General features: G+C 66.8%; 24 protein-coding genes. 15 read left to right on the forward strand and 9 right to left on the reverse strand.

Annotation, left to right across the window (positions count from 1 at the left end):
* Positions 1 to 99: 99 nt before the first annotated feature.
* The 8 genes from mfd (at position 100) to AB4Z42_RS24600 (ending at position 10,013) form a co-directional block, all read left to right on the forward strand.
* Complete coding sequence (mfd, locus tag AB4Z42_RS24565; RefSeq protein ID WP_442011838.1) at positions 100 to 3,735, forward strand: transcription-repair coupling factor; 3,636 nt, start codon at positions 100 to 102, stop codon at positions 3,733 to 3,735.
* 241 nt (positions 3,736 to 3,976) lie between these two features.
* Complete coding sequence (locus tag AB4Z42_RS24570; protein ID WP_442011839.1) at positions 3,977 to 4,405, forward strand: hypothetical protein; 429 nt, start codon at positions 3,977 to 3,979, stop codon at positions 4,403 to 4,405.
* A 176-nt stretch (positions 4,406 to 4,581) separates the two neighbouring features.
* On the forward strand, positions 4,582 to 5,652 hold the full coding sequence (locus AB4Z42_RS24575) for a nucleoside triphosphate pyrophosphohydrolase (protein WP_442011840.1): 1,071 nt from the start codon (positions 4,582 to 4,584) through the stop codon (positions 5,650 to 5,652).
* A 106-nt stretch (positions 5,653 to 5,758) separates the two neighbouring features.
* Positions 5,759 to 6,490: a lytic transglycosylase domain-containing protein gene (locus AB4Z42_RS24580; protein ID WP_442011841.1), complete on the forward strand. Its 732-nt coding sequence runs from the start codon at positions 5,759 to 5,761 to the stop codon at positions 6,488 to 6,490.
* 73 nt (positions 6,491 to 6,563) lie between these two features.
* Positions 6,564 to 7,853, forward strand: coding sequence for a phosphopyruvate hydratase (gene eno, locus AB4Z42_RS24585; protein ID WP_442011842.1), 1,290 nt, complete (start codon positions 6,564 to 6,566; stop codon positions 7,851 to 7,853).
* A gap of 3 nt (positions 7,854 to 7,856) precedes the next feature.
* Positions 7,857 to 8,591 carry an FtsB family cell division protein gene (locus AB4Z42_RS24590; RefSeq protein WP_442011843.1) on the forward strand — a complete coding sequence of 245 codons (735 nt, stop codon included), beginning with the start codon at positions 7,857 to 7,859 and terminating at the stop codon, positions 8,589 to 8,591.
* Positions 8,584 to 9,078, forward strand: coding sequence for a DUF501 domain-containing protein (locus tag AB4Z42_RS24595; protein ID WP_442011844.1), 495 nt, complete (start codon positions 8,584 to 8,586; stop codon positions 9,076 to 9,078). Before AB4Z42_RS24590 ends, AB4Z42_RS24595 begins: the two co-directional genes overlap by 8 nt.
* A complete protein-coding gene (locus AB4Z42_RS24600) occupies positions 9,075 to 10,013 on the forward strand; it encodes a Ppx/GppA phosphatase family protein (protein WP_442011845.1) in 939 nt (312 codons plus the stop codon). The genes AB4Z42_RS24595 and AB4Z42_RS24600 overlap by 4 nt, the downstream gene beginning before the upstream one ends.
* Position 10,014: 1 nt before the next feature.
* Here AB4Z42_RS24600 and AB4Z42_RS24605 read toward each other — a convergent pair whose 3' ends face one another.
* Positions 10,015 to 10,863 (reverse strand): ZIP family metal transporter, encoded by an 849-nt coding sequence (locus AB4Z42_RS24605; protein ID WP_442011846.1) that lies wholly within the window; start codon positions 10,861 to 10,863, stop codon positions 10,015 to 10,017.
* Positions 10,864 to 10,893: 30 nt separating this feature from the next.
* On the opposite strand from AB4Z42_RS24605, the gene AB4Z42_RS24610 reads away from it, so the two are divergent.
* A complete protein-coding gene (locus AB4Z42_RS24610) occupies positions 10,894 to 11,100 on the forward strand; it encodes a three-helix bundle dimerization domain-containing protein (RefSeq protein WP_442011847.1) in 207 nt (68 codons plus the stop codon).
* Here AB4Z42_RS24610 and AB4Z42_RS24615 read toward each other — a convergent pair.
* The 3 genes from AB4Z42_RS24615 to AB4Z42_RS24625 all read right to left on the reverse strand — a co-directional run bounded on the left by AB4Z42_RS24615 (position 11,090) and on the right by AB4Z42_RS24625 (position 13,395).
* Entirely contained in the window at positions 11,090 to 11,371 is a 282-nt protein-coding gene (locus AB4Z42_RS24615) for a hypothetical protein (protein ID WP_442011848.1), read from the reverse strand. The genes AB4Z42_RS24610 and AB4Z42_RS24615 overlap by 11 nt on opposite strands.
* Positions 11,372 to 11,440: 69 nt before the next feature.
* Positions 11,441 to 12,226, reverse strand: coding sequence for an enoyl-CoA hydratase-related protein (locus tag AB4Z42_RS24620; protein ID WP_442011849.1), 786 nt, complete (start codon positions 12,224 to 12,226; stop codon positions 11,441 to 11,443).
* A complete protein-coding gene (locus tag AB4Z42_RS24625; RefSeq protein WP_442011850.1) occupies positions 12,223 to 13,395 on the reverse strand; it encodes an aromatic ring-hydroxylating oxygenase subunit alpha in 1,173 nt (390 codons plus the stop codon). Before AB4Z42_RS24625 ends, AB4Z42_RS24620 begins: the two co-directional genes overlap by 4 nt.
* A gap of 130 nt (positions 13,396 to 13,525) precedes the next feature.
* Here AB4Z42_RS24625 and gnd point away from each other — a divergent pair, with 130 nt between their 5' ends.
* Genes gnd through AB4Z42_RS24640 form a run of 3 tightly spaced genes read left to right on the forward strand, consistent with a single transcriptional unit; the run spans position 13,526 to position 16,730 of the window.
* Positions 13,526 to 14,536 carry a phosphogluconate dehydrogenase (NAD(+)-dependent, decarboxylating) gene (gene gnd / locus AB4Z42_RS24630; protein WP_442011878.1) on the forward strand — a complete coding sequence of 337 codons (1,011 nt, stop codon included), beginning with the start codon at positions 13,526 to 13,528 and terminating at the stop codon, positions 14,534 to 14,536.
* A gap of 7 nt (positions 14,537 to 14,543) precedes the next feature.
* Positions 14,544 to 15,935: a glucose-6-phosphate dehydrogenase gene (zwf, locus tag AB4Z42_RS24635; protein WP_442011851.1), complete on the forward strand. Its 1,392-nt coding sequence runs from the start codon at positions 14,544 to 14,546 to the stop codon at positions 15,933 to 15,935.
* Positions 15,936 to 16,730 (forward strand): PaaX family transcriptional regulator C-terminal domain-containing protein, encoded by a 795-nt coding sequence (locus AB4Z42_RS24640; protein WP_442011852.1) that lies wholly within the window; start codon positions 15,936 to 15,938, stop codon positions 16,728 to 16,730.
* Positions 16,731 to 16,733: 3 nt separating this feature from the next.
* Here the strand turns inward: AB4Z42_RS24640 and AB4Z42_RS24645 are convergent, their stop codons facing one another.
* Positions 16,734 to 18,665 (reverse strand): propionyl-CoA synthetase, encoded by a 1,932-nt coding sequence (locus AB4Z42_RS24645; RefSeq protein ID WP_442011853.1) that lies wholly within the window; start codon positions 18,663 to 18,665, stop codon positions 16,734 to 16,736.
* Positions 18,666 to 18,708: 43 nt separating this feature from the next.
* On the opposite strand from AB4Z42_RS24645, the gene AB4Z42_RS24650 reads away from it, so the two are divergent.
* Positions 18,709 to 19,575 (forward strand): alpha/beta fold hydrolase, encoded by an 867-nt coding sequence (locus AB4Z42_RS24650; protein WP_442011854.1) that lies wholly within the window; start codon positions 18,709 to 18,711, stop codon positions 19,573 to 19,575.
* On the opposite strand, the gene AB4Z42_RS24655 is transcribed toward AB4Z42_RS24650, so the two are convergent.
* Positions 19,566 to 19,907 carry a hypothetical protein gene (locus AB4Z42_RS24655; protein ID WP_442011855.1) on the reverse strand — a complete coding sequence of 114 codons (342 nt, stop codon included), beginning with the start codon at positions 19,905 to 19,907 and terminating at the stop codon, positions 19,566 to 19,568. The two genes, AB4Z42_RS24650 and AB4Z42_RS24655, sit on opposite strands and share 10 nt — an antisense overlap.
* Positions 19,908 to 19,989: 82 nt before the next feature.
* Here AB4Z42_RS24655 and AB4Z42_RS24660 point away from each other — a divergent pair, with 82 nt between their 5' ends.
* Positions 19,990 to 20,463: an SRPBCC family protein gene (locus tag AB4Z42_RS24660; protein ID WP_442011856.1), complete on the forward strand. Its 474-nt coding sequence runs from the start codon at positions 19,990 to 19,992 to the stop codon at positions 20,461 to 20,463.
* A gap of 6 nt (positions 20,464 to 20,469) precedes the next feature.
* Complete coding sequence (locus tag AB4Z42_RS24665) at positions 20,470 to 20,937, forward strand: DUF309 domain-containing protein (protein WP_442011857.1); 468 nt, start codon at positions 20,470 to 20,472, stop codon at positions 20,935 to 20,937.
* 3 nt (positions 20,938 to 20,940) lie between these two features.
* On the opposite strand, the gene AB4Z42_RS24670 is transcribed toward AB4Z42_RS24665, so the two are convergent.
* The 3 genes from AB4Z42_RS24670 to AB4Z42_RS24680 are packed head-to-tail and all read right to left on the reverse strand — an operon-like array spanning position 20,941 to position 25,066.
* Positions 20,941 to 21,633 carry a response regulator gene (locus AB4Z42_RS24670; protein WP_442011879.1) on the reverse strand — a complete coding sequence of 231 codons (693 nt, stop codon included), beginning with the start codon at positions 21,631 to 21,633 and terminating at the stop codon, positions 20,941 to 20,943.
* Complete coding sequence (locus AB4Z42_RS24675; RefSeq protein WP_442011858.1) at positions 21,627 to 24,182, reverse strand: DUF4118 domain-containing protein; 2,556 nt, start codon at positions 24,180 to 24,182, stop codon at positions 21,627 to 21,629. Before AB4Z42_RS24675 ends, AB4Z42_RS24670 begins: the two co-directional genes overlap by 7 nt.
* 8 nt (positions 24,183 to 24,190) lie before the next feature.
* Entirely contained in the window at positions 24,191 to 25,066 is an 876-nt protein-coding gene (locus AB4Z42_RS24680) for a potassium-transporting ATPase subunit C (RefSeq protein ID WP_442011859.1), read from the reverse strand.
* Positions 25,067 to 25,068 lie beyond the last annotated feature (2 nt).

The raw sequence follows: 25,068 nt of genomic DNA on the forward strand, positions 1-25,068 counted from the left end.
TTGACACCCCCGGCCCCGATCTTTGCGATTTCGGCGTGCTGGGTACCGCGCAGCGTGACTGAGCACGCCGAAATCGCCAGTGCCTACGATGGAGGCATCATGACGTCATCGGGGATCAACCATGCCCAGACCCCGATCGCCGGGCTCGTTGACCTGGCGCTACGGGATCCCTCCCTGCAGGAGATCGCCGCCCGCGCCGCCGACAGGCCGGTCGATCTCGCCGTCGTCGGTCCTGCCAGCGCCCGCGTGTACGTCGCGAGCACGCTCGCCGCGGCGGGTCCGTTGCTCGTCGTCACCGCGACCGGCCGCGAGGCCGACGACCTGACCGCCGAACTGCGGGGCGTGTTCGGTGACGCGGTCGCGCTGTTTCCCTCCTGGGAGACGCTGCCGCACGAGCGGCTGTCCCCGGGCGTGGACACCGTCGGCGCACGCATGATGCTGCTGCGCCGGCTGGCGCACCCGGACGACGCTCGCCTCGGGCCGCCGCTGCGGGTCGTCGTGACCACGACCAGGTCGCTGCTGCAACCCATGGCCGCCGACCTGGCCGACATCGAGCCGGTGACTCTCACGGTCGGTGCCGAGGCGACATTCGAAAACGTAATCGCACGGCTGGTCGATCTGGCGTACACCCGCGTCGACATGGTCGGAAAGCGCGGTGAGTTCGCGGTGCGCGGCGGCATCCTCGACGTCTTCGCGCCAACGGCCGAGCATCCCGTGCGCATCGAGTTCTGGGGCGACGAGGTCTCGGAGATGCGGATGTTCGCCGTCGCCGACCAGCGCTCCATCCCGGAGATCGACGTCGAGGTGCTCATCGCCGTGCCGTGCCGTGAAGTGCTGCTGACCGATGACGTCCGCGACCGCGCCGCCAAGCTGGCCGCCGAGCACCCGGTCGTCGACAACTCCGTCACCGGCAGCGTGCCCGACATGCTGGCCAAGCTGGCCGAGGGCATCCCCGTCGACGGGATGGAGGCGCTGCTGCCACTGTTGCGTCCCACCGATCTGGCGACGCTGACGGCGCACCTGCCCGCCGACACGCCTGTGCTGATCTGCGACCCGGAGAAGGTTCGCACCCGCGCCGGCGACCTCATCAAGACGGGCCGCGAGTTCCTGGAGGCCTCCTGGTCGACGGCGGCGGTGGGCGGCGACGCGCCCATCGACCTCGAGGCGATGGGCGCATCCGGCTTCATCGAGCTGGACGACGCCCGCGCCGCGGCCCGCGAGGGCGGCCATCCGTGGTGGACGCTGAGCCAGTTGTCCGACGAGTCCGCGCTGGAGATCGACATCCGTCCGGCGCCCTCAGCGCGCGGCAGCCAGGCGAACGTCGAGGAGATCTTCGCCATGCTGCGGGGCCACGTTGCGACCGGCGGTTACGCGGCTGTCGTCACCCCCGGCGCCGGCACCGCGCACCGCGTCATCGAGCAGCTCGCTGAATCCGACACTCCGGCAACACTTTTGGAACCAGGCGCCACCCCGAAAGCGGGTGTCGTCGGCGTGCTCAAGGGTCCGCTGCACGACGGCGTCGTCGTGTCGGGGGCCAACCTGGTGGTGATCACCGAGACTGATCTGACGGGCAACCGTGCCGCGGCCGCCGAGGGCAAGCGGCTGGCCGCCAAGCGCCGCAACGTGGTCGATCCGCTGGCGCTGACCGCGGGCGACCTGGTGGTGCACGACCAGCACGGCATCGGCCGCTTCGTCGAGATGACCGAGCGCGTCGTCGGCGGTGCACGCCGCGAGTACCTGGTGCTCGAATACGCTTCCTCGAAAAGGGGCGGCGGCTCGGACCGGCTGTACGTGCCGATGGACTCACTGGATCAGCTATCGCGCTACGTCGGCGGGGAAGCACCGACGCTGTCCCGGCTCGGCGGCAGCGACTGGACGAACACCAAAACGAAAGCCCGCCGAGCGGTGCGGGAGATCGCGGCCGAGCTGGTTTCGCTGTACGCCAAGCGGCAGGCATCGGCGGGCTACGCGTTCGGCCCGGACACCCCGTGGCAAAACGAGATGGAGGACGCGTTCGGGTTCACCGAGACCGTCGACCAGATGACGGCCATCTCCGAAGTCAAGGGCGATATGGAGAAGCCCGTCCCGATGGACCGGGTCATCTGCGGCGACGTCGGCTACGGCAAGACCGAGATCGCGGTGCGGGCGGCGTTCAAGGCGGTGCAGGACGGTAAGCAGGTCGCGGTGCTGGTGCCGACGACGCTGCTGGCCGATCAGCACCTGCAGACCTTCACCCAGCGCATGGCCGGATTCCCGGTGACCGTGAAGGGGCTGTCACGCTTCACCGATCCTGCCGAGTCGCGTGCGGTGCTCGCGGGCATGAAGGACGGTTCGGTCGACATCGTGATCGGCACACATCGGCTGATCCAGACCGGTGTGACGTGGAAGGACCTCGGCCTGGTCGTGGTCGACGAGGAGCAGCGGTTCGGCGTCGAGCACAAGGAACACATCAAATCGATGCGTACCCACGTCGACGTGCTGACCATGAGCGCCACGCCGATTCCCCGCACGCTGGAGATGAGCCTGGCAGGCATCCGGGAGATGTCGACGATCCTCACCCCGCCCGAGGAGCGCTACCCGGTGCTGACCTACGTCGGCCCGCACAGCGACAAGCAGGTCGCGGCGGCATTGCGGCGCGAGATGCTGCGCGACGGGCAGGCGTTCTACATCCACAACCGCGTGCGGTCCATCGACCAGGCCGCCGCACGCGTGAGTGCGCTCGTCCCCGAGGCCCGCGTTGCCGTCGCGCACGGCCAGATGCCCGAGGAACAGCTGGAACGCACGGTCGAAGGATTCTGGAATCGCGAATTCGACATTCTGGTGTGCACGACGATCGTCGAGACGGGCTTGGACATCTCCAACGCCAACACGCTGATCGTCGAGCGCGCCGACACTTTCGGGCTTTCGCAGTTGCACCAGTTGCGCGGCAGGGTGGGCCGCAGCCGTGAACGTGGCTACGCGTACTTCCTGTATCCGCCCGAGGTGCCCCTGACCGAGACCGCCTACGACCGGCTGGCCACGATCGCGCAGAACAACGAGCTCGGCGCGGGCATGGCCGTCGCGATGAAAGACCTCGAGATCCGCGGGGCGGGCAACGTGCTCGGCGCCGAACAGTCCGGCCACGTCGCAGGCGTCGGATTCGATCTTTACGTGCGTCTGGTCGGCGAGGCCGTCGAGGCCTATCGTGCCGCCGCGGACGGGAAAACCGTTCTGGCGCCTGAGGAACCGAAGGACGTCCGGATCGATCTGCCGGTCGACGCGCATCTGCCGCCCGACTACATCGGCAGCGACCGGTTGCGGTTGGAGGCCTATCGCAGGCTGGCGGCGGCGTCCGACGACGCGGCCGTGGACGCGGTGATCGACGAGCTCGTCGACCGATACGGCCCGCTGCCCGAACCTGCGAGGCGGTTGGTCGCGGTGGCGCGGCTTCGACTGCTGTGCCGGCACTACGGCGTCACCGAAATCAGCTCGGTGTCCGCGTCGACGCTGCGGCTGTCGCCGTTGCTGTTGGTGGACTCACAACAACTTCGGCTGAAGCGTTTGTATCCAAGCGCGAACTACCGTGCGACGACGTCGACGGTGCAGGTGCCGATTCCCCGTGACGGCGACGGTGTCGCCGCCCCGCGCATTCGCGATCTTGAACTTGTGCAGATGGTCGCCGACCTGCTCCTGGCGCTGGACGGCAAGCCGAAGGGCAGCGTCGACTTAATTTCGGGTTCAGATTCGACGGCTTAGGCACTGGTCGCCTCGGCGTTTCGTTGCCGCACAGCCACTTCGGATCGGTCAGCGCTGTTAACGCACCCGTGCGCCGAACCGACATACATGTCGGGGGGTCAAGGTGTTGCATTGCCGTCTAAACCGAGGGCGGCGAGATCGCTGGACATGGGCGGTCACGCAATTTCCCAAACCGACACATCACGCGATCACCACCGAGCTGGTTGGTGTGTCGCGGTGACGCAAGGCGAAGGAGTCAGACATGAACTTCAAGAAGATGGCAGTAACCACCACAATGACCGGTGCTCTCGGACTCGCCGCGCTGGGCCTGGGTGCGGGATTCGCCCACGCCATTCCCGAGCCGCCTCCGGTCCCCGTTCCGGCCGTTCCGAATGTGCACGTTCCCGATGTGAATGTGCCGAGGGTGAACGTTCCCGATGTGAACGTGCCGAGCATCAACGTTCCCGATGTGAACGTCCCGGTTGTCCAGTTCCCTGAGGTGGACGCCTACTTCAACCTGCCGAACGTGCACATTGCGCCGGGCCAGTTGAAGCACGCGCCGTTCATCAACGGGGTGGCCAATCCGTTCTTCAACATCCCGCCGGGCCAGTTGAAGAAGCTGCCGTCGGTGAACGGGATCGTCAACCCGTTCTTCGATGAGGTGCCGGGTCACTGGGTGATCCCGGTCTGACCGAGATAGCTCACGATGGCCGCCTTGCCTTCCCGGCAGGGCGGCCATCGCCGGATCGTGGCGACAACGGCCCACGGGTGCGCGCCGGCCGGTTCTCAGCAGGCGCGTCGAGTCTGACAATGTTGATATAACCGAGGTCGGCGATCTCATCGAAACGCGTGAGGGGGTGTGGCCCGATGACCGTCGTTTTGGTCGACCCCCGGCGCCCGTCGCTGGTGCCCGTCGAAGCGATCGATCTGCTTTCCGGTGATGTGCAGTACACCGAGGAGATGCCGATCAGGGTGCCGTGGTCGCTGCCCGCGGCCAGGCCGTGTTCCTACGACGCGTCGGACGATGAAGCGGCACCGGTACTGCTGTCGTCGGACCCGGGCCACCCCGCGGTACGGGCGCGACTTGCGGCCGGGGACAGGCTCATCGAGGCGCCGGGAGCCTCGTCGGGGCAGCGGCTGGTGGACGCGGTCGCGATGATGGACAAACTGCGTACGTCCGGCCCATGGGAGAGCCAGCAGACACACGATTCGCTGCGCAGGTATCTGCTGGAGGAGACCTATGAAGTCTTCGACGCGGTGCGCAGCGGCAACGCCGACGAATTGCGCGACGAACTCGGAGATGTATTGCTGCAGGTGCTCTTTCACGCCCGCATCGCCGAGGACGCCCCCGAGAACGCGTTTTCGATCGACGATGTCGCCGCTTCGCTCATCCGCAAACTCGTCAACCGGGTGCCCGCGGTGCTTGCCGGCCAAGAGATTTCGCTCGAAGACCAACTCGCGCAGTGGGAAGAGCGTAAGGCGCTCGAGCGGTCGAGTAGAGGCGTGCGTTCGGTGGTAGACGACGTTCCGACCGGGCAACCGTCGTTGGCTTTGGCGCAGAAGGTGATTGAGCGAGTGACTGCGGCGGGCTTGCCCGTCGACCTGATACCGGCGTCCATGACATCGGTCAGCGTGGCGGCACACGTCGACTCAGAGAACGCGTTGCGCGCGTCGGTGCTGGAGTTCATGGACACTGTGCGCACCGTCGAGACCGCGATCGCCGCCGCCCGGCGCGGAGACGATGTGCCCGCCGAGCTCGACGCGTCGGCACTCGCGGGCATCGCCGAGGACGAGTGGCGAGCGCATTGGCCCGGCGAGCCCGATGTGGCTGATGAGTCGGGTGAGGCCGACGAGGCGCAGGCCGAACCGGCCGGCGATGCCGGTGATGAGATCGGCGAGGAATTGCAGGATCAAGAGGTGGTCGTCGAAACGCGATGATCCCGGTTAACTGGGAATCAACGTTGTAGGCGTCGGCCACGCCTTCTCGCCGTGCCCTGAGCGCGTGGCACGATGGCAGTGACCGAGGTTGGTTCGAGGGAGTTTGGTGTCGCGCGTGCGTTGGCTGCGGGCGGTCGCGGTAGTGGGAGCGACGGCGCTGCTCATGGCTTCTAGCTGTTCATGGCAGGTGGGCACCCCGATTCCAGAGGGGGTGCCACCTCCCGCGGGCGACCCTGTGCCCAAAATCGACACCCATGCCGGCGGCCGTCCCGCCGATCAGCTGCGCCAATGGGCCGCCCAGCGCGCCCCCGCGCTGGGAATCCCCATCGAGGCCCTTGAGGCCTACGCCTACGCGGCGCGGGTGGCCGAAGTCGAGAATCCCGACTGCCACCTGGAATGGACCACGCTGGCGGGTATCGGCCAGGTCGAGAGCCACCACGGCACGTTCCGCGGCGCGATGATCGGCGAGAACGGCGACGTCAGCCCGCCGATCCGGGGTGTTCGCCTCGACGGCACCAACGGCAACCTGGAGATCATCGACAACGACGGTGGCGAACTCGACGGCGACCCGACCCACGCCAGGGCGATGGGCCCGATGCAGTTCATCCCTGAAACCTGGAAGCTGTACGGCGTCGACGCCAACAACGACGGCGTGATCAGCCCCGACAACTTCGACGATGCGGCGCTGTCGGCGGCGGGCTACCTCTGCTGGCGGGGCAAGGACCTGTCGACGCCGCGGGGCTGGATGGAGGCGCTGCGCGCCTACAACCTCTCCGACCAGTACGCGCGCACGGTGCGCGACTGGGCGACCGCCTACGCCGACGGACACCCCCTCTAAACACGCCGCACCGCGGTCCAACCTCTAGGCTCAACCTCGTCCACCCCGCCCATTCCAGACCACGGAGGCGCAAGTGCCCATCATCGAGCAGGTCGGAGCCCGCGAGATCCTCGATTCCCGTGGCAACCCGACGGTCGAGGTCGAGGTGGCCCTGTTGGACGGTACTTTCGCCAGGGCCGCGGTGCCTTCGGGTGCATCCACCGGTGAACACGAGGCGGTCGAGCTGCGCGACGGCGGCTCCCGCTACGGCGGCAAGGGCGTCGAGAAGGCCGTGGAGGCCGTGCTCGACGAGATCGCACCCGCTGTCATCGGGCTGAGTGCCGACGACCAGCGGCTCGTCGATCAGGCCCTGCTGGATCTCGACGGCACCCCGGACAAATCCCGGCTCGGTGCCAACGCCATCCTTGGCGTGTCGCTGGCCGTGTCGAAGGCGGCGGCCGAATCCGCGGGGCTGCCGCTGTTCCGGTATATCGGCGGACCCAACGCACACATCCTTCCGGTGCCGATGATGAACATCCTCAACGGCGGCGCACACGCCGACACCGGCGTCGACGTCCAGGAGTTCATGGTGGCCCCGATCGGCGCCGCCAGTTTCAAGGAGGCACTGCGGTGGGGCACCGAGGTGTACCACGCGCTGAAGGCGGTCCTGAAGAAGCAGGGTCTGTCCACCGGTCTCGGCGACGAGGGCGGGTTCGCTCCCGACGTCGCAGGCACCAAGGCCGCGCTGGATCTGATCCTGGTGGCCATCGAGGCAGCCGGTTACAAGCCCGGCTCCGAGGTCGCACTGGCGCTCGACGTTGCGGCAACCGAATTCTTCACCGATGGAACGGGTTACAAGTTCGAGAAGGAAACCCGTACCGATATGCAGATGATCGATTTCTATGCCGGGCTGATGGATTCGTACCCGCTGGTGTCGATCGAGGATCCGCTGTCGGAGGACGACTGGGACGGCTGGGTGGCACTGACCGCGGCGATCGGTGACCGCGTCCAGCTCGTCGGCGATGACCTGTTCGTCACCAACCCCGAACGTCTCGAGGACGGTATCGAGCGGGGCGCGGCCAACGCTCTTCTGGTGAAGGTCAACCAGATCGGCACGCTCACCGAGACGCTGGACGCGGTGGCGCTCGCCCACTACAGCGGCTATCGCACGATGATGAGCCACCGCAGCGGCGAGACCGAGGACACCACGATCGCCGATCTCGCCGTCGCCGTGGGCAGTGGTCAGATCAAGACCGGCGCACCGGCCCGCAGCGAGCGCGTCGCCAAGTACAACCAGTTGTTGCGCATCGAGGAGACCCTCGGCGACGCCGCCCGGTATGCGGGCGACCTGGCGTTCCCGCGCTATTCGGTGGAGACCAAATAGCCCGTGCCAGAAGCGAAGCGGCCCGACCCGAAGCGGCGATCCCCCACTTCTCGACCAGGGAAGTCGGGTAAGTCCGAGGGAGCACGGGGCCGCCCGCGCGGCGCGTCGCCAGTTCGTCGTGAGCCTCGCGTCACCGAACCGCGGACCGCGCCCGAGGCAGAGTCCGTCGAGTCTGCTGAGACTTCGGAAACCCCTGAGTCATTGGGCACCGCGGACTCGATCCGCAAATCCATTGCGGTGGCGGCAGAACAGCAGTCCGAGCAACGGTTCGGGTCGGCGGCGCGGCGCGCCGCGATCCTGGCCGCGGTGGTCTGCGTGCTGACACTCACCATCGCCGGACCGGTGCGCACCTACTTCGGGCAGCGCACCGAGATGAAACAACTGAAGGCCACCGAGGAACAACTGCGCGCGCAGATCGCCGAGCTCGAGCAGCAGAAGATCAAGCTGGCCGACCCGGTGTTCGTCGCGGCGCAAGCGCGTGAACGCCTCGGATTCGTGATGCCCGGGGAGATTCCGTACCAGGTGCAGCTTCCCCCAGGGGCTGCGGTGCCCGTGCCGCCCGGCGCGGAAGCGGTCACCTCGGATCCAGACCAGCCCTGGTACACGGCACTGTGGGGCACGATCGCCGATGCGCCGTACGGTGTCGCGCCGCCACCGCCGCCCGCCCCGCCGGGACCAGAAGCTCCTCCTGCGCCTGGTCCTTCCGGCCCGAGCAGTGCACCGCCGCCCGGTGGTTGAGCAGGCTGATCTGGGGGCGGTGGCCGAGCAGCTCGGTCGGGAACCTCGCGGTGTTCTGGAGATCGCCTACCGGTGCCCCAACGGTGAGCCCGGTGTCGTCAAGACGGCACCGAGATTGCCTGACGGCACGCCCTTTCCGACGCTGTACTACCTGACGCATCCTGCGCTGACCGCGGCAGCCAGCCGGCTGGAGTCCTCGGGGATGATGCGGGACATGACCGAGCGCCTGCAGCACGACCCGGAACTGGCGGCCGCATATCGCAGAGCGCACGAGTCCTACCTCGCCGAGCGTGACGCGATAGAGCCTTTGGGCACAACGTTTTCCGGCGGCGGTATGCCCGACCGGGTGAAGTGCCTGCACGTGGTGATCGCGCATTCGCTGGCCAAGGGGCCGGGAACCAACCCGTTCGGCGACGAGGCGCTGGGGGTGCTGGCGGCCGAACCGGCGATGGCGGGAATTCTGGAGAAGGGGACGTGGAGCGTATGAGCAGGGTCGGCGCCATCGACTGCGGCACCAACTCGATTCGGCTACTGATCGCCGACGTCGTGGAGGAAAAGCTGTCCGACGTACATCGCGAGATGCGGATCGTGCGGCTGGGCCAGGGGGTCGACGCGACCGGGCAATTTGCGCCCGACGCACTGTCCCGCACCCGGGCCGCGCTGGTCGACTACGCCGAATTGCTACGCAGACACGAGGTGCCGACGGTGCGGATGGTCGCGACGTCCGCGACCCGCGACGCATCGAACCGCGACGTGTTCTTCGCGATGACGGCGGAGGTTCTCGGGGCGGCGGTGCCGGGTGCGGTGGCCGAGGTGATCACCGGCACGGAGGAAGCCGCCCTGTCGTTCCGTGGGGCGGTCAACGAATTGGACACGACCTCAGGTCCTTTCGTGGTCGTCGACCTCGGCGGTGGTTCAACCGAAGTGGTGCTCGGAGTCGACGATGTGGAGGCAAGCTTTTCTGCCGACATCGGATGCGTGCGGCTGACCGAGCGCTGCCTGCAGTCCGACCCGCCGAAGGCCGTCGAAATAGCGGCGGCGCGTGAGGTTGTTCGCGACGGGCTGGGGCAGGCGTTCGGCGTGGTTCCCGTCGAACGTGCACGCACCTGGGTCGGAGTGGCGGGCACGATGACGACGGTTTCGGCGCTGGCGCAGAAGATGACGACGTACGATCCCGAGGCAATCCATCTGTCCCGCTGTGCTTTCAGCGATCTGCTGCCCGTCTGCGATGAGCTGATCGCGATGACGCGTGCGCAGCGCGCTGCGCTGGGTCCGATGCACGAGGGCCGGGTCGACGTCATCGGCGGGGGAGCGATCATCGTCGAGGAACTGGCGTACGCGCTGGGCCGGCGGTCGGGTATCGACGAGCTGGTGGTCAGCGAGCACGACATTCTCGACGGCATCGCCCTCTCCCTTTTGTGATTTAGGCCGCCAGCGACAGCCCGGCCGCCACCGCGAAACCCAGTACCGCTGCCAAACCCGCCTTCTCGCCTGCCTTTTGCGTGGCCTCCGGGATCATCGACCCGACCAGCATCACCAGCAGGGCCCCGGCGGCGAACCCGTTGATCCCGCCACGCAATTGCGCTCCGGCGATCTCCTGCAGTTGGTAGCCGACGAGCGTCGCTGCCACGCAGAGAACCGCAACGGTGGTCCACACCAGCATGATCCGCCCCGGCCCGCGGTGACCGGCCTTCATATCGGTTGCCGAGCCGATCGCCTCGGGGAGGTTCGACACGAATATCGCGATCAACAGTGACAGGCTGACGCCGTGACCGTCGGCGATGCCGATGCCGAGCACCGCCTGCTCCGGTATGCCGTCCAGCAGCGCGCCTAAGAGCAGTGCCAATCCAGAAGCACTGTTGGCCGCCCGACGGTCGATCGCGCGGTCGGCGGCGTAGAACACGATCGCACCCGCGGCCAGCCCCAACGCGACCGCGAGGGCGCCGGCGAGCCGAAAACCCTCTTCGGCCAGTTCAAATGAGATGCTCGCGACCAGAGCGCCTGCGCCGAAGCCGAGCACCAGGCCGACGAGTTTGGTGTTCCAGTCGCGTAGGACACCGGCCAGTGCGCCGAGGATCAACGACGATGCCGCGACGGCTCCCCACAGCAGTGCTTCGAGCACCGTTTGAGCATAGGCGCCGAATCGCGAAGTGACGGCGATCGCTCGGTCGACCAGAGCCGGGTCGGTCAATGCCGCAGGGTGGGCGAGCATGAACGACACGTCGTTGAACACGTCGGCGATCGGCTGGTCGACGAGGGTGGCCTTAACCACCTGCTCGAGGGCAGGAAACCGATCGATCAGGTGGTGGCGCGCCTGATCGACCGTTTCCCGGCCCTCGACCCGGTGACCGTGTTGTGGGTGGTTCAAGAGATCCACGCCCGCTACGACGGCCGACCGGTGCGCGACTACATCCCGCTATTCGTCGAGCGCAATGCGGTGGCAGAGCTCAAACAGTTGCCGATCACCGTGGATTCCAGAACGGCAGTGACGTTGGGAGCTACTGGATAGACCAGAGCGACGCGAACCGGTGGTCGAGCGCCTGGATCATGCGGTCGACGTCGCGGCATTCGGCTTCGTTGGTGCGGATATCGCGGCGCAGCCGGCTGATGGCCACGGCATCGGTTCTGGTGGACAGCCCGTTCAATTTTCGCGTCTGTCTGACGATCTCGGTCGTGATCAGAGCCCGCTGATCCACCAGGGCGCGGCGGAAATACGCTGCCTGTAGCGAATCGGACGCCCGCTTCTCGGCGTAGTCGATCGGCACCGTCGGAGTTGCCACGCCAAGACCGTAACCGAGGTTAGGACCGTGGGCGAGCGCACCGGCCAAAACAGCGACCTACGCTGCGGCCTAGCGCGTGCGGGCCAGGTCGGGGTGGTCGCGTTCGTTGAACCGCCGCAGCCCGTCGAAGGTTTCGGGTTCGACGATCGAGCGGCTGAAGCACTGCGCTTCGATGCGCAGGCCGTCCTCGAGTGGCCGGCCCTGCCCGCTGCGGGCGGCCTCCAGGTCGGTGCGCAGCGCAGGCTGGGGCAGCGCCGCGATGGTGCCGGCCAGTTCGAGGGCCCGGGCTACGCTGGTTCCGCGCGGGACCACCTCGTTGACCAGGCCGATGCGGTGCGCTTCGGCGGCATCGATCACCCGTCCGGTGATGATGAGCTCGACGGCCCTTCGGTATCCCAGGATGCGGGTGAGGCGCTGCGTGCCGCCGTCGGCCAGCCCGATGTTCCAGCGCCGGCAGGTGACCCCGAACGTGGCGTGCTCGTCGGCGATCGCGAGGTCTGTCCAGCACGCCCACTCCAGGCCGCCCGCGTAGGCGACACCGTTGACGGCTGCGATGGTGGGCTTGTAGACATCGGTCCATCGCGACGGGCCGAGCACACCGTCGGCCGGGGAGGCGTCGATCTCGAGTTCACCTGCCAGTGCGGCTTTCAGGTCGCCGCCCGCGCTGAAGGCGTCGTCACCCGCACCAGTGAGGATTCCGACCAGGGCGTCATCGTCATCGCGGAAGTGGCCCCACGCGTCGACGAGCTCTCGATGGGTCTGCGGGCCAATGGCATTCATGCGCTCGGGCCGGTTGATCGTGATGACCGTGACCGGTCCGCGCCGCTCGTAGAGCAGGTGCTCGTAGTCGGTCATCGGGCCGCCAGTCGCTCGTCGAGCGTGGCGTGGAAATGCCCGATCGCACTTTCGTGCATGCCGAATTCCACGAATTCGTTGGCTCCGGCGCGCAATCCGCGCTGCACGCCCTCCGACATCTCGTTGTCCTCCACGCCGCCGTCGTTGAGGAGATTGCGCGCACCCGCCGCGGCTTCTCGATCCGTGGACATCCTGCGGTCGACTTCGGGCGTGACCATGGCATAGATCGTGACGGTGGTGTGGTCGACGTCGACCGGGTCGATGGTGATCACCAGCACCTGGTTGGGGAACGTCGCGACCATGACGTTCGGGAACAGGTGATAGACGTAGGTCACCCGGTGATCCACCGTCCACTCCTCTTCAGGACGGTCGCGCAGGCGCTCGATGTTCTTGTACGGGAACGTGATCCGACTGTTGGGCCCGAACATCTCGACGACGTTGAGGTCGTCGTACTGCAGCGGATAGAACGTGTCCTTGTGCGTGGTCCGGATGTGGTAGCCCTCGAGGAACTGCTCGACGAGAACCTTCCAGTTCATGGCCCTCGCTGCGGGTCTCGCAGTGAACAGCCGCGTCGCAGGCATCAACTTGTCGCGCCACGGACTGCCGTCGGCCAGGGCCGTCATCGCGGCGTCCGCATGCGGACTCGGTGACGTCAGCGGGCCGATGACGATCAGCCCGTCGACTTCTGAGCTCTCGACCTCGACGAGTCCGCGGTCGGCCACGTCCAGGTCGGGGAAAGCCTCCGCGTGCGGGACGTGTGACAGCGCGCCGTCGAGCCGGTAGGTCCAGCCGTGATACCGGCACACCAACGCCTGCGCACATCCCGGCCCTTCGACGAGGGCCATACCGCGGTGTCTGCACGCGTTTCGGAACACCCGTGCCCTGCCGTCACGCCCACGTACCGCGAACAGTGGCACGCCGAAGGTGTCCCGTTCGACGTGGTCGCCCGGCTTGGGCAGCGCCGCCGACGGCAGGTACACGCTTGGATACGAGCGCAGCACCTCGAGTTCAGCGGCGAATCGGGCTGGGTCCACATAGTTTTTGACTGGCTCGCGCCAGGAGGCGCCTTCGTCGGTCGTGCCTGCGTCGATATGCGCCAGGATGCGGCGAGCGATGTCCCGATCATCCGCGAGATCGTGAGCGACCGACGCCCGTGTCGGAGTGGCCATAGTTCGGAAGTATCACACTCCGATCGCTACGTGTCAACGAACTCGTGAGATAGCATCATGGGTTCTACACGGATTTCGCAAATGATGTGACGGCACGACGACGAGGAGAGACATGTCAACGGATTCGCCGATGCAACTGGGAATGGTCGGTCTCGGCCGCATGGGTGCCAACCTGGTGCGACGGCTCATGCGCGACGGGCATCGGTGCGTGGTCTTTGACATGAACGCCGATGCGGTGGCGGGGCTCGCGGGCGAGGGCGCCACCGGTGCCGATTCGCTGAGCGACTTCGTCCAGAAACTCGAGAAGCCGCGGGCGGTGTGGTTGATGCTGCCTGCCGCGGTGGTGGACTCGACGCTGGATCAGCTGGTGGAGGTGCTGGAACCGGGCGACACGGTGATCGACGGCGGCAACTCCTACTACCGCGACGACATCACCCGCGCCAAGAGCCTGCTGACGAAGAACATTCACTACGTGGACTGTGGCACCAGTGGCGGGGTGTGGGGGCTCGACCGCGGTTACGCGCTGATGATCGGCGGCGAGAACGAGGTCGTCGAACGCCTCGACCCGATCTTCAAGACGATCGCGCCCGGGAGCAGCTGCGCTGAAGCGACACCGGGCCGCACGCGCACCGGCGGCACCGCACAGGACGGGTATCTGCACTGCGGGCCAAGCGGCGCAGGGCATTTCGTGAAGATGGTTCACAACGGAGTCGAGTACGGGATGATGGCCGCCATCGCCGAGGGCCTGAGCATCATCAAGCATGCCGATGCGGGCAAGGTCAACCGCACGGTCGACGCGGAAACCACTCCGCTCCGTGATCCGTGGGCCTACGAATACTCGATCGACGTGGGCGAAGTCGCCGAAGTCTGGCGGCGCGGATCGGTGGTGTCGTCGTGGTTGGTGGACCTCGTCGCCGACGCACTGGCACGCTCACCGGAGCTCGATGACTTCACCGGCCGGGTGTCGGACTCCGGTGAGGGCCGCTGGACGGTGCTGGCCGCCGTGGACGAAGGGGTCCCCGCGCCCGTGATCACCACATCGCTGTTCGAGCGGTTCTCCTCACGCGAGCTCGGTGAGTTCACCGACAAGATCCTGTCCGCCATGCGCAGCGAATTCGGCGGCCACGCCGAGAAGAAGTAGGGGCATCGTGACCGAACCGGCGACCACCCCGGCGGACGTACTGGTCATCTTCGGCATCACCGGGGACCTCGCCAAGAAGATGACGTTCCGCTCGCTGTACCGGCTCGAACGCCGCAAGCTGCTGGACTGCCCGATCGTCGGCGTCGCGCTGGACGACTGGTCGGTGGCGACCCTGCGCGATCATGCCCGCCAGGCGATCGAGGCCAGCGGCGAGTCCCTCGACGAGGACGTGTTCGCGCGTTTCGCCAAGCGCCTGTCGATGGTGTCGGGCGATTTCGCGGACGCGAAAACCTATGAGCGGGTGGCCAAGGCGATCGAGGGCAAGCACACGCCCGTCTTCTATCTCGAGATACCGCCGTCGCTGTTCGGGCGCGTCGTCGAGGGCCTGTCGAACGCCAACCTCACGTCGCGGGCCAGGGTCGTGGTGGAAAAGCCCTTCGGCCACGACCTGGAGTCCGCCCGGGCGCTCAACGCTCAGCTGCGCGCCGTGCTCGAGGAGTGGCAGATCTTCCGCATCGACCACTTCCTCGGCAAGGAACCGGCGATGGACATCATGTTCCTGCGGTTCGCCAATTCGATATTCGAGCCGCTGTGGAATCGCGACCGGATCCAATGCGTGCAGATCACCATGGCCGAGAACTTCGGGGTCGACGACCGCGGAAGCTTCTACGACCCGGTCGGCGCGCTGCGGGACGTGGTGCAGAACCACCTGCTGCAACTGATCGGGCTGTTCGCCGCCGAGCCGCCCAGCACGGCTGACGCCGACGGGCTGCGCGATAAACGCGCGGAGGTGTTCAAGGCGATTCCCTCGATCCAACCCGAACACTATGTCCGTGGCCAATACGACGGTTATCGCTCCATCAAAGGGGTGAAGCCCGACTCGCAGACCGAAACGTTCGCCGCGCTGCGGCTGGAGATCGACAACTGGCGGTGGGCGGGCGTCCCGTTCTTTCTGCGGGCCGGTAAGGCACTTCCGGTGCGGGCCACCGAAATCCGCGTCATCTTCAAGCGTCCGCCAAGGTTGCCGATCACCGAACAGACCCACGATCCCGACGAACTCGTCCTGCGCATCGATCCCAAGCCGGGCACCGATCTGATCATTCAGGTCAAGGAGCCCGGCGCGAACCGCACCCGGTGCGTGGATCTGTCGCTGATCTTCGCCTCGGAACTCGGTGAGGCGCCCGAGCCCTACGAGCGGCTGCTGTCCGATGCGATGCGTGGTGACTCCACGCAGTTCGCGCGCGAGGACGGAGTCGAGGAGACCTGGCGCATCGTGCAACCGCTGATCGACAATCCGCCGCCGGTACAGCCGTACGAGGTTGGATCGTGGGGGCCGGAGGACGCGGCGAAACTCTGTGCCGGACAACCGGGTTGGCGTGAGCCCTGGCTGGGGTCGTAGGTGCCGACGGCGTCTCGCGCCCGCGTCGCCGACCTGATCGGCGATCGGACGCTGAGCGCACGATCCGTCCTCGCGACGGCGTTGCTTGGCGCTGACGAGCCGCATCTCACGGTGGGGGAGCTCGTCGGGATAGGTTCACTGTTCGGTATCAGCGACGGCGCGGTCCGCACCTGCCTGTGGCGCATGGTGTCCAACGGCGAACTCGCCGGCGATGACGGCATCTATACGCTCGCAGGCCCGTTGCTCGAACGACGGCAGCGCGTCGACGAGGCCGCCCGGTTCGACGACACCGCGTTACCGTGGGACGGCACATGGGAATTGGCGGTCGTTTCGCTTGACCGCCGCTCGGCGGCCGATAGGCTCGCGCTGCGCAAGGCCGCGACGGCATTGCACCTGGCCGAATTGCGCGAGGGTGTGTGGATTCGCCCGGACAACCTGGACCCGTCGCGCCTGCCGACGCTACGCGCCGTGCTGGACCGTCAGTGCGTGCACTTCCACGGCGCTGCCACCGACGTTCCCGCCCAGATCGTGAAATCCCTTTTCAGCCTCGAAGATTGGGCGGCCGACGCGCGGCGACTTGCTGTCGCGATGCGTGACGAGTTGGATGTCGAAGCCGTCGACGCCGAAGACTTCATCTACCTGTTCGCGCTGTCCATCACCGTCGTCCGGCATCTCCAACTCGACCCGCTTCTACCTGTCGAGCTGGATATCGAGGACTGGCCGGGCCACGATCTGCGCAGCACGTATCGCCGTTTTGACGAGGGTTTCAAGCGTCAGCTGGCCGGAAGACGCTGACCCTTAGTCCTGCAGAATGGGTTTGAGCGCGTCGAGCACCACCGGATCCTCGATGGTCGACGGCACCGGCTCGTCGTGGCCGTCGGCGATACCACGCATGGTCTTACGCAGAATCTTGCCGGAGCGGGTCTTGGGCAATGCCGAGACGACATCGACGACCTTGAAACACGCGACAGCGCCAATGTTCTCGCGTACCGCGGCGACGAGCTCCTCGGTCAGCCCGTCTGCCGAGGCGCCCGCCTTGAGGACGACGAGCCCTCGCGGCACCTGCCCCTTGATCTCGTCGGCGACACCGATCACCGCGCACTCCGCGACCGCGGGGTGGGTGGCCAGCACCGCCTCGATCGAACCCGTCGACAACCGGTGTCCGGCAACGTTGATGACATCGTCGGTGCGCCCCATCACGAACAGGTAGCCATCCTCGTCGACGTAGCCGCCGTCGCCGGTGAGGTAGTAGCCGGCAAAGGCCGACAGATATGAGGCGATGTACCGGTCGTCGTCGCCCCACAGCGTCGGCAGGGTGCCGGGCGGCAGTGGCAACCGCACGCAGATCGCACCCTCTTCTCCCGCATCGCATTCCGATCCGTCGGGGCGCAGGATCCGCAGGTCGTATCCGGGCATCACCGCGGTCGCCGAGCCCGGCCTGATGCCGTGCGCTTCGACACCCATCGGATTGGCCGCGATCGACCAGCCCGTCTCGGTCTGCCACCAGTGATCGACGACCGGAATGCCGAGCCGCTCCGATGCCCAGTGGTAGGTGGCCGGGTCGAGGCGTTCGCCGGCCTGGAACAGGTACTTCAGCGCCGACAGGTCGTACTTGGCCAGGTGCTCACCCTCGGGGTCTTCCTTCTTGATCGCCCGGATCGCCGTCGGCGCGGTGAACATCGCCTTGACCCCGTGCTCGGCGGCCACCCGCCAGAACGCGCCCGCATCGGGGGTGCCGACGGGCTTGCCCTCGTAGAGCACGGTCGTCGCACCGAGCAGCAGCGGCCCGTACACTATGTAGGAGTGGCCCACCACCCAGCCGACATCTGAAGCGGCCCAATAGATGTCGCCGGGTTCGGTGTCGTAGATGTGGCGCATGCTCCACAGCAGCGCGACCGCGTGTCCGCCGTTGTCGCGCAGGATTCCCTTGGGCTTGCCGGTGGTGCCGGAGGTGTAGAGCACATACAGCGGGTCGGTGGCTGCCACCGGCACCGGGTCGACGGGCGCGGCGTCCTTCATGAGTTCGTGCCAGTCCAGGTCGCGGCCCTCGACCAGCTGGCACGGTTGCTGTTCGCGTTGCAGGATCACGCATGCGGGCGTGCCGTGTTCGGCGATGTCCAGCGCGGCGTCGAGCATCGGTTTGTAGTTGACGGTCCGGGTCGGCTCGACTCCACACGACGCGGTCACGACGACGGCCGGGCGGGCGTCGTCGATCCGGGCCGCGAGTTCGTGTGCGGCGAACCCGCCGAACACCACCGAGTGGATGGCGCCAAGTCGCGCGCAGGCCAGCATCGCGATCACCGCCTCGGGCACCATCGGCATGTAGATCACCACCCGATCGCCCTTGTCGACTCCCAGGCTCCGGAGCACGCCCGCAAAGCGCGCCGTCTCGTCGAGCAGCTCGCGATAGGTGTAGGTGCGTGCCGAGCCGGTCACGGGAGAGTCGTAGATCAGTGCGGGCTGATCGGCTCGCCCGCCCCAGCTGAACCCCGAGTCGTCCCCTGCCCTTCGGGCGTGGGCCCATCGCTCCTGCCCGCCGGCGACGTGACGGTCCAGCGCGTTGGCGCATGTATTCATCTCGCCGTCGGGAAACCACCGGTAGAACGGCGGATTGGAGTCGTCGAGCACCTGTTGTGGCTCGCGGATCCACGTAACGGCCTTGGCGGCGTCCGCCCAGAACGCCGTCGGATCGGAGATGCTGGCGTCGAAGAGTTCGCGATAGCCGCCCATACCCCGCACCGTAGCGCGGTCGCGGTCTGGAATAGTCCGATTTATGACTGCTGAACCGCCCCCGATCGAAGGTGTCCGCCGGTCGTTCGTCGAAGCCAACGGGGTGCGCTTCCACGTCACCGAAGCCGGGCCAACCGACGGCCGCCCCGTCATCGCGCTGCACGGGTGGCCGCAGCACCACTGGGAGTGGCGCGACCTGCTGGCCGACCCCCCGCCCGGGCTGCGCATCATCGCACCCGACCTGCCCGGCTACGGCTGGTCCGGACCGCCGCTGCACCGCTGGGCCAAGGAGGACGTCGCCACAGACGTTCTTGCCTTAATCGACGCGATGGGGCTCGACCGAGTCCTCCTCGTCGGCCACGACTGGGGCGCCTACATCGGGTACCGGCTGATCCTGCGGGCACCCGAGCGGTTCGACGGCTATCTCGCGATGAACATGGCGCACCCGTGGCAGAAACCGGCCAAAGTGCTGCCGCATCTGTGGAAGCTGTACTACCAGATCCCACTCGCGACCGTCGGAGTCTCGTTGATGACTCGCACCAGTTTCGTGGAGAAAGTTATTCTTCGCATCGGGTCCGACATGGATCCCGAGGTGCGGCGGGTGTTTGGCGACAGCTTCCGCAACCCGGTGAGTGCCCGCGCGGGCCGCGACACGTATCGAACCTTCCTGACCCGCGAACTACCCTCGGCCGCAAGAAATCCCGAGACGCGGCGCGCCACCCTGCCGATCCGTGTGCTCTTCGGTGAGGGTGACGCAGCCGTGTCGTTGTCCATGGTGTCGCCCGAGACCGCCAACGCTGACGACTACACGCTGGAGACGGTCGACGCCACGCACTTCGTGGTCGACGAGAGGCCGGACCTGGTCCGGAAGAAGCTGATCGTGCTGGCGGAGGAAACCGTTCAGTCCTGAGCGGCTGCCGCGACGTCGTCGTGGTCAGTCGAGACCGCCACGTCCCGCCAGGCCTGTTGCTCTTGTGCGACGGACTCGAGTTTTTGCGCGACGCCGGCGAACGCATCGCGTCCAAGTTGGATGCGAAGCGGGGCTCCGGCGATGACGCCAGATCGACGATCGCCGCGGCGGCCTTCACCGGGTCGCCCGGCCGAGCGTGGTTCACATCTCCTGCGTGCGTCGCGTGTGGCGCCTGAGGTTTCAGCGTGGTCGTCGATGATGTTCGCCTCCGTCTCCAGGCTCGACGCGTCGAGGAAATCGGTGCGGAAGTATCCAGGCTCGACGATTGTCACGTGGATGACCAGAGGGGCGACCTCTTGGTGCAGTGCTGCCCACTCGGGGTTTGGTGGCGTCGACTGCGGGTAGCCCGCCAGCATGGCTCAAGGACCCGCCGCAATCGAAAGCTCACTGACGGTCAAGCGCGACACCACTGCGACCCGCCAGCAGGTGTGGGACGTGGTCGCCGACGGCTGGACCTACTCGCAATGGGTCGTCGGCAACAGCCGTATGCGTGCCGTCGAGCCTGACTGGCCCGCGGTCGGCAGCAAGATCCACCACACCATCGGGATATGGCCGATTGCCATCAATGACGAGACCGTCGTCGAATCCTGCACGCCGCAGGAGGAACTCGTTCTGCTGGCCCGAACCCGGCCGTTCGGCCAGGCGCGGATCACGTTGCGGCTGCACGACACTGCCGATGGGTGCCGCATCGAGATGGCCGAGGTGCCGGTGGGTGGCCCGCTCAACCTGATTCCACGTCGCCTGGCGCTGGCGGCGGCGTTTCCCCGCAACCGCGAATGCACGTGGCGGTTGGCGGCCCTTGCGGAGCGTCGCACGCAACTAGACTGAGCCCTTGTGGTTGACCGCGATCGCGACGAGTTCGGCAACGCGCGCAACAGTCGACCGCGTGACGCGCTGGGACGCCCGCTACCGCACGGCAGCGAGGGCGTCGCGCGTATCCCCGACGATCTGGATCTGTCTCCGGCCGAATCGCTGAAGTATGCGCAGGACTTACTCGACCGTGGGCTGGCGTTTCATGCCCATGAGGTGCTCGAGGCGGCGTGGAAGAGCGCACCCGATGACGAGCGCGGGATGTGGCAGGGGCTGGCTCAGCTCGCAGTCGGCATCACGCATGTCCAGCGCGGGAACACCGCCGGGGCGGCGGGCGTCTTGGCCAGAGCCGCAGAACACCTAGAGGAGGGCCGCCCCGCGCGTCATGGCATCGATGTCGACGGGCTGATCAGGCATGCCCGGGCCCTCATCGACGATCTTTCGCAGAGCGTAGACATCGAAACCGAGCGCATGAGGCCACGGCTTCGGTGAAAGCTATTGCTGGAAGCGGTAGCCCATCCCCGCCTCGGTGAGCAGATGCACCGGGTGGGACGGATCGTCCTCCAGTTTGCGCCGCAGCTGCGCCAGATACACCCGTAGATAATGGGTTTCCTTGGCGTAGGCGGGACCCCACACTTCCTTGAGGAGTTCCTCGCGACCGACGAGCTTGCCCCGGTTGCGCACCAGCATTTCGAGCATGCCCCACTCGGTGGGGGTTAGATGCACCTCGGCGCCGTTCTTGGTCACCGTTTTGGCGGCCAGGTCGACGGTGAAACTCGACGTTTCGATGACGGGTTCGTCGGTTTCCGATGCTGCTGCGGCGCGACGCACCGCGGCCCGCAGCCGGGCCAGAAACTCGTCCATGCCAAACGGTTTGGTGACGTAGTCGTCGGCGCCGGCGTCGAGCGCTTCGACTTTGTCCGAGGAGTCGGTGCGCGCGGAAAGCACGATCACGGGTGCGGTCAGCCAGCCACGCAACCCGCCGAGCACGTCGATACCGGACATGTCGGGCAGCCCCAGATCCAGCACGACGACGTCGGGACGGTGGTCGGCGGCGGTCCTGAGTGCCTCACCACCGGTGGCCGCCGTGAACACTTCGTATCCGCGCACGGACAGGTTGATCCGCAGCGCCCGCAGGATCTGCGGTTCGTCGTCGATGACGAGCACCCTGGTCTTCGTCGTCACGATGCCGCCGCCAAGTCGATCTCGACCGTCAGCCCGCCGCCGGGGGTGTCGGTCGCCGAGATCGTGCCGCCCATCGCCTCGATGAACCCGCGTGCAACCGAAAGTCCAAGTCCAACACCGATGCTGTTGTCCTGATCGCCGAGTCGTTGAAACGGTGCGAATAGCTGTGATTCGGTTCCGCGCGGAATACCGGGACCCTCGTCGACGACGGCGATCAACACCCGGTCGCCGACTCGGCCGGCAGTCACCCGAATCGGGCTGTCCGCGGCATACCGCAGTGCATTGTCGATGAGATTGGCCAACACCCGTTCCAGCAGGCCGGGGTCCGCCATCGCCACGGTATCGCTCACGTCGACCTTCACGCGGTCCAGACCGTGCCGCCGAAAACCGGTGGTTCCCTTGCTGATCCCGAGAAGTGCCCGTTGCACCGTTTCCTCCAGATACACCGTGCGCAACTCCGGCTTCAGCACCCCGGCCGCCAACCGCGACGAGTCCAGCAGATTCCCGACGAGCGCGGTCAATTGGTCGATCGACTCTTCGATGGTCGCCAACAGCTCGGAGGTGTCCTCGGCCGAGAAGTCGACGTCGTCGCTGCGCAGGCTCGATACCGCGGCCTTGGCGGCCGCCAGGGGAGTGCGCAGGTCGTGGCTGACGGCTGACAACAGCGAGCGCCGCAGTTCGTCGGCCTGCGAGATCGCTTCGGCCTTACCGGCTTCCTCGGCGAGCTCTCGTTGTTTGACCAGTCCCGCAGCTTGGTTCGCGACGGCGGTGAGGACCTTGCGGTCACGGGCGGGCAGCTTGCGCCCCGCCATCAGCATCCAGAATTCCTGGCCGTAGTTCTCGGGGATGACCTCGATCGCGGTGTCCGCGGTGTCGACGTCCACGCATGGGTTGTCGCCGACGCAGGCAACGATCTGGCCCTCCGAGTTCCCTCCGGTAATCCGCAACATGCTCACGGCGCGTTGGGAATACGTCTCCCGCACGCGTTCCAGCAGCGTGTCGAGATCTGCCCCTCGGAGCACCGAGCCCGCGAAGAGTGCGAGTAGTTCAGCCTCCTGCGATGCGCGTCTGGCCTCGCGAGTGCGTTTGGCCGCACTGTCGACCAGTCCCGCCACCGCGACCGCGACGGCAAGCAGCACCACACTGGTGATCGCGTTGTCGGGATTGGAGATCGTCAGCGTGTGCCGGGGTTCAATCAGAAAGTAGTTGAGCAGCAGACCCGACAGCACAGCCGACAGCGCGGCCGGGGCGACGCCCCCGAGCAACGCAACCACCAGTACGCCGACGAAGAACAGGGCACTCTCGCCGCCGACCCCGAGCAGCGGGTCCAGCACGAGAACGAGGACCGCGCAGACAGCGGAAGGGACGACGACCGCGGCCAGCCAGGAGGTGAGATGTTGTTGATGAGGTGACATTCGTGTCCACGCCGACCCCCGGCGGGCTTCGGGATGAGTCACCATATGGACGTCGATTGAGTCCGACTGCTGGACCACGGTCGCGCCGATGCCTTCGTCGAAGATCCTGGCCCAGCGGGACCGTCGCGAGGTTCCGATGACCAGCTGGGTGGCGTTCTCGTCCCGGGCGAAATCCAGTAGTGCGCTTGGCACGTCGTCGCCGACGACGGTGTGCAGGGTGGCGCCCAGACTCACCGCCAGTTCCCGCACCCTTCCCATCTGTGGCGCCGAGACTCCCGACAAGCCGTCGCCACGAACGACGTGCACGACCATCAGTTCGGCGCTTGACTTCGATGCGATGCGAGATGCCCTGCGCACCAGGGTTTCCGACTCGGGGCCTCCGGTGACCGCGACGACGACGCGCTCGCGGGCCTCCCAGGTAGCGGTGATCTGATGGTCTTCTCGATACTTCTCCAGCGCCGCGTCGACCTGGTCGGCCAGCCATAGCAAGGCGAGTTCGCGCAGCGCCGTCAGATTGCCCCTGCGGAAGTAGTTCGACAGCGCCGCGTCGATCCGCTCCGGCGCGTAGACGTTGCCGTGAGCGAGTCTGCGTCGCAGGGCTTCCGGTGTGATGTCGACGAGCTCGATCTGGTCGGCGGCGCGCACGATTTCATCGGGCACCTTCTCCTGCTGCTCGATGCCGGTGATCTGGGTGACGACGTCGTTGAGGCTCTCGAGGTGCTGGACGTTGACGGTGGAGATCACCATGATCCCGGCCTCGAGCAGTTCGCCGATGTCCTGCCACCGTTTGGGGTTCTTACTGCCCGGGGTGTTGGTGTGCGCCAATTCGTCGACGAGGACGACTTGAGGTGCGCGTTGCAAGACTGCCTCGACGTCGAGTTCGGCGAACTGCTTGCCGCGGTATTCGATGAGTTTCGGTGGCACCGTCTCGATGCCCTCGATCAGGTCGGCGGTCTTCTTGCGGCCGTGTGTCTCCACCACCGCGGCGACCACGTCGGTGCCTCGCTCCAGCCGGCGGTGCGCCTCGCCGAGCATCGCGTAGGTCTTGCCGACACCGGGTGCGGCGCCCAGGTAGATGCGCAGCTCACCGCGCTTCCTCGGGGCGCCGGGCCGATCGGTCACAAGCCCATCATCCACTGGTCACATCAGCTTTTTGCCGGATACTTCTGGTCGAGGTCCAGATTGAGCTCGAGCACATTGACCGTGGGTTCGCCGAAGAACCCGAGGAACCGGCCGTCTGTGTGCGTGGCCACCACCTCACGGACCTGTTCGGGGGACACGCCGCGCGAGGCCGCGACCCGCGTCACCTGAATGTCTGCGTAGGCGATCGAGATGTGCGGGTCGAGGCCGCTTCCGCTGGCCGTCACCGCGTCGGCGGGCACCGCCGGATCGGCGGGGGCGCTGCCGCGGATCGGCACGATCTGACCGATGCCGTAGTCCTCGCCGGACTTGGCGCATTCCACGCGGACACCTTCGTAGGTATCGAGGAACGGGGTCTGGGTGGTGTCACACGGCTCGTTGACGCTGACTACCCGCGTCGGGTGGACGACGTTGCCGCGAGCATCGCGCGGGCCGATGACCGACAGCACCGCGCCGACACCGCCGCCCGTGCAGAACGGCCGCGAGCCGTCGACACCGTCGGCTTTACCGACGGCCGCGCTGCGCTCGCAGACCAAGGTCAGCAGGCTCTGCTTATCGGGTGTGTCGACGATGCTCTCCGGCCCCAGATTGCTCGCGCTGGTGGCCAGCGTGTCGTAGCCCTCGCCGGCGGCCGACGGTCGGCTCTGGAAATACTCCGGGAGAGGGTTGCCGTCGGCGTTGGTGAACGACTGACCGATCAGGCTGCTGCCCATCAGTTTTCCGTTCACCTCGATGAGCGAACCGTCGGCCTTGCCGCTGAGGCCTGGTATCTGTGCCACCAACCAGATGAACACCGGGTAGGCGATGCCGAGGATGACGGTGAGGACGAGCAGCGCACGCAGCGCCGCCCAGTGTTGACGAACGAGACTAGAGAGTTTCATTT

The sequence above is a fragment of the Mycobacterium sp. 2YAF39 genome (assembly GCF_052114565.1).
In the GTDB taxonomy this organism is placed as follows: Bacteria; Actinomycetota; Actinomycetes; order Mycobacteriales; family Mycobacteriaceae; genus Mycobacterium.

What these genes read in the sequence shown, in the direction of transcription:
- mfd (WP_442011838.1), top strand. Translation starts at nt 100, where the DNA reads ATGACGTCATCGGGGATCAACCATGCCCAGACCCCGATCGCCGGGCTC.
- AB4Z42_RS24570 (WP_442011839.1), top strand. Translation starts at nt 3,977, where the DNA reads ATGAACTTCAAGAAGATGGCAGTAACCACCACAATGACCGGTGCTCTC.
- AB4Z42_RS24575 (WP_442011840.1), top strand. Translation starts at nt 4,582, where the DNA reads ATGACCGTCGTTTTGGTCGACCCCCGGCGCCCGTCGCTGGTGCCCGTC.
- AB4Z42_RS24600 (WP_442011845.1), top strand. Translation starts at nt 9,075, where the DNA reads ATGAGCAGGGTCGGCGCCATCGACTGCGGCACCAACTCGATTCGGCTA.
- AB4Z42_RS24620 (WP_442011849.1), bottom strand. Translation starts at nt 12,226, where the DNA reads ATGACCGACTACGAGCACCTGCTCTACGAGCGGCGCGGACCGGTCACG.
- AB4Z42_RS24625 (WP_442011850.1), bottom strand. Translation starts at nt 13,395, where the DNA reads ATGGCCACTCCGACACGGGCGTCGGTCGCTCACGATCTCGCGGATGAT.
- gnd (WP_442011878.1), top strand. Translation starts at nt 13,526, where the DNA reads ATGCAACTGGGAATGGTCGGTCTCGGCCGCATGGGTGCCAACCTGGTG.
- AB4Z42_RS24645 (WP_442011853.1), bottom strand. Translation starts at nt 18,665, where the DNA reads ATGGGCGGCTATCGCGAACTCTTCGACGCCAGCATCTCCGATCCGACG.
- AB4Z42_RS24650 (WP_442011854.1), top strand. Translation starts at nt 18,709, where the DNA reads ATGACTGCTGAACCGCCCCCGATCGAAGGTGTCCGCCGGTCGTTCGTC.
- AB4Z42_RS24660 (WP_442011856.1), top strand. Translation starts at nt 19,990, where the DNA reads ATGGCTCAAGGACCCGCCGCAATCGAAAGCTCACTGACGGTCAAGCGC.
- AB4Z42_RS24680 (WP_442011859.1), bottom strand. Translation starts at nt 25,066, where the DNA reads ATGAAACTCTCTAGTCTCGTTCGTCAACACTGGGCGGCGCTGCGTGCG.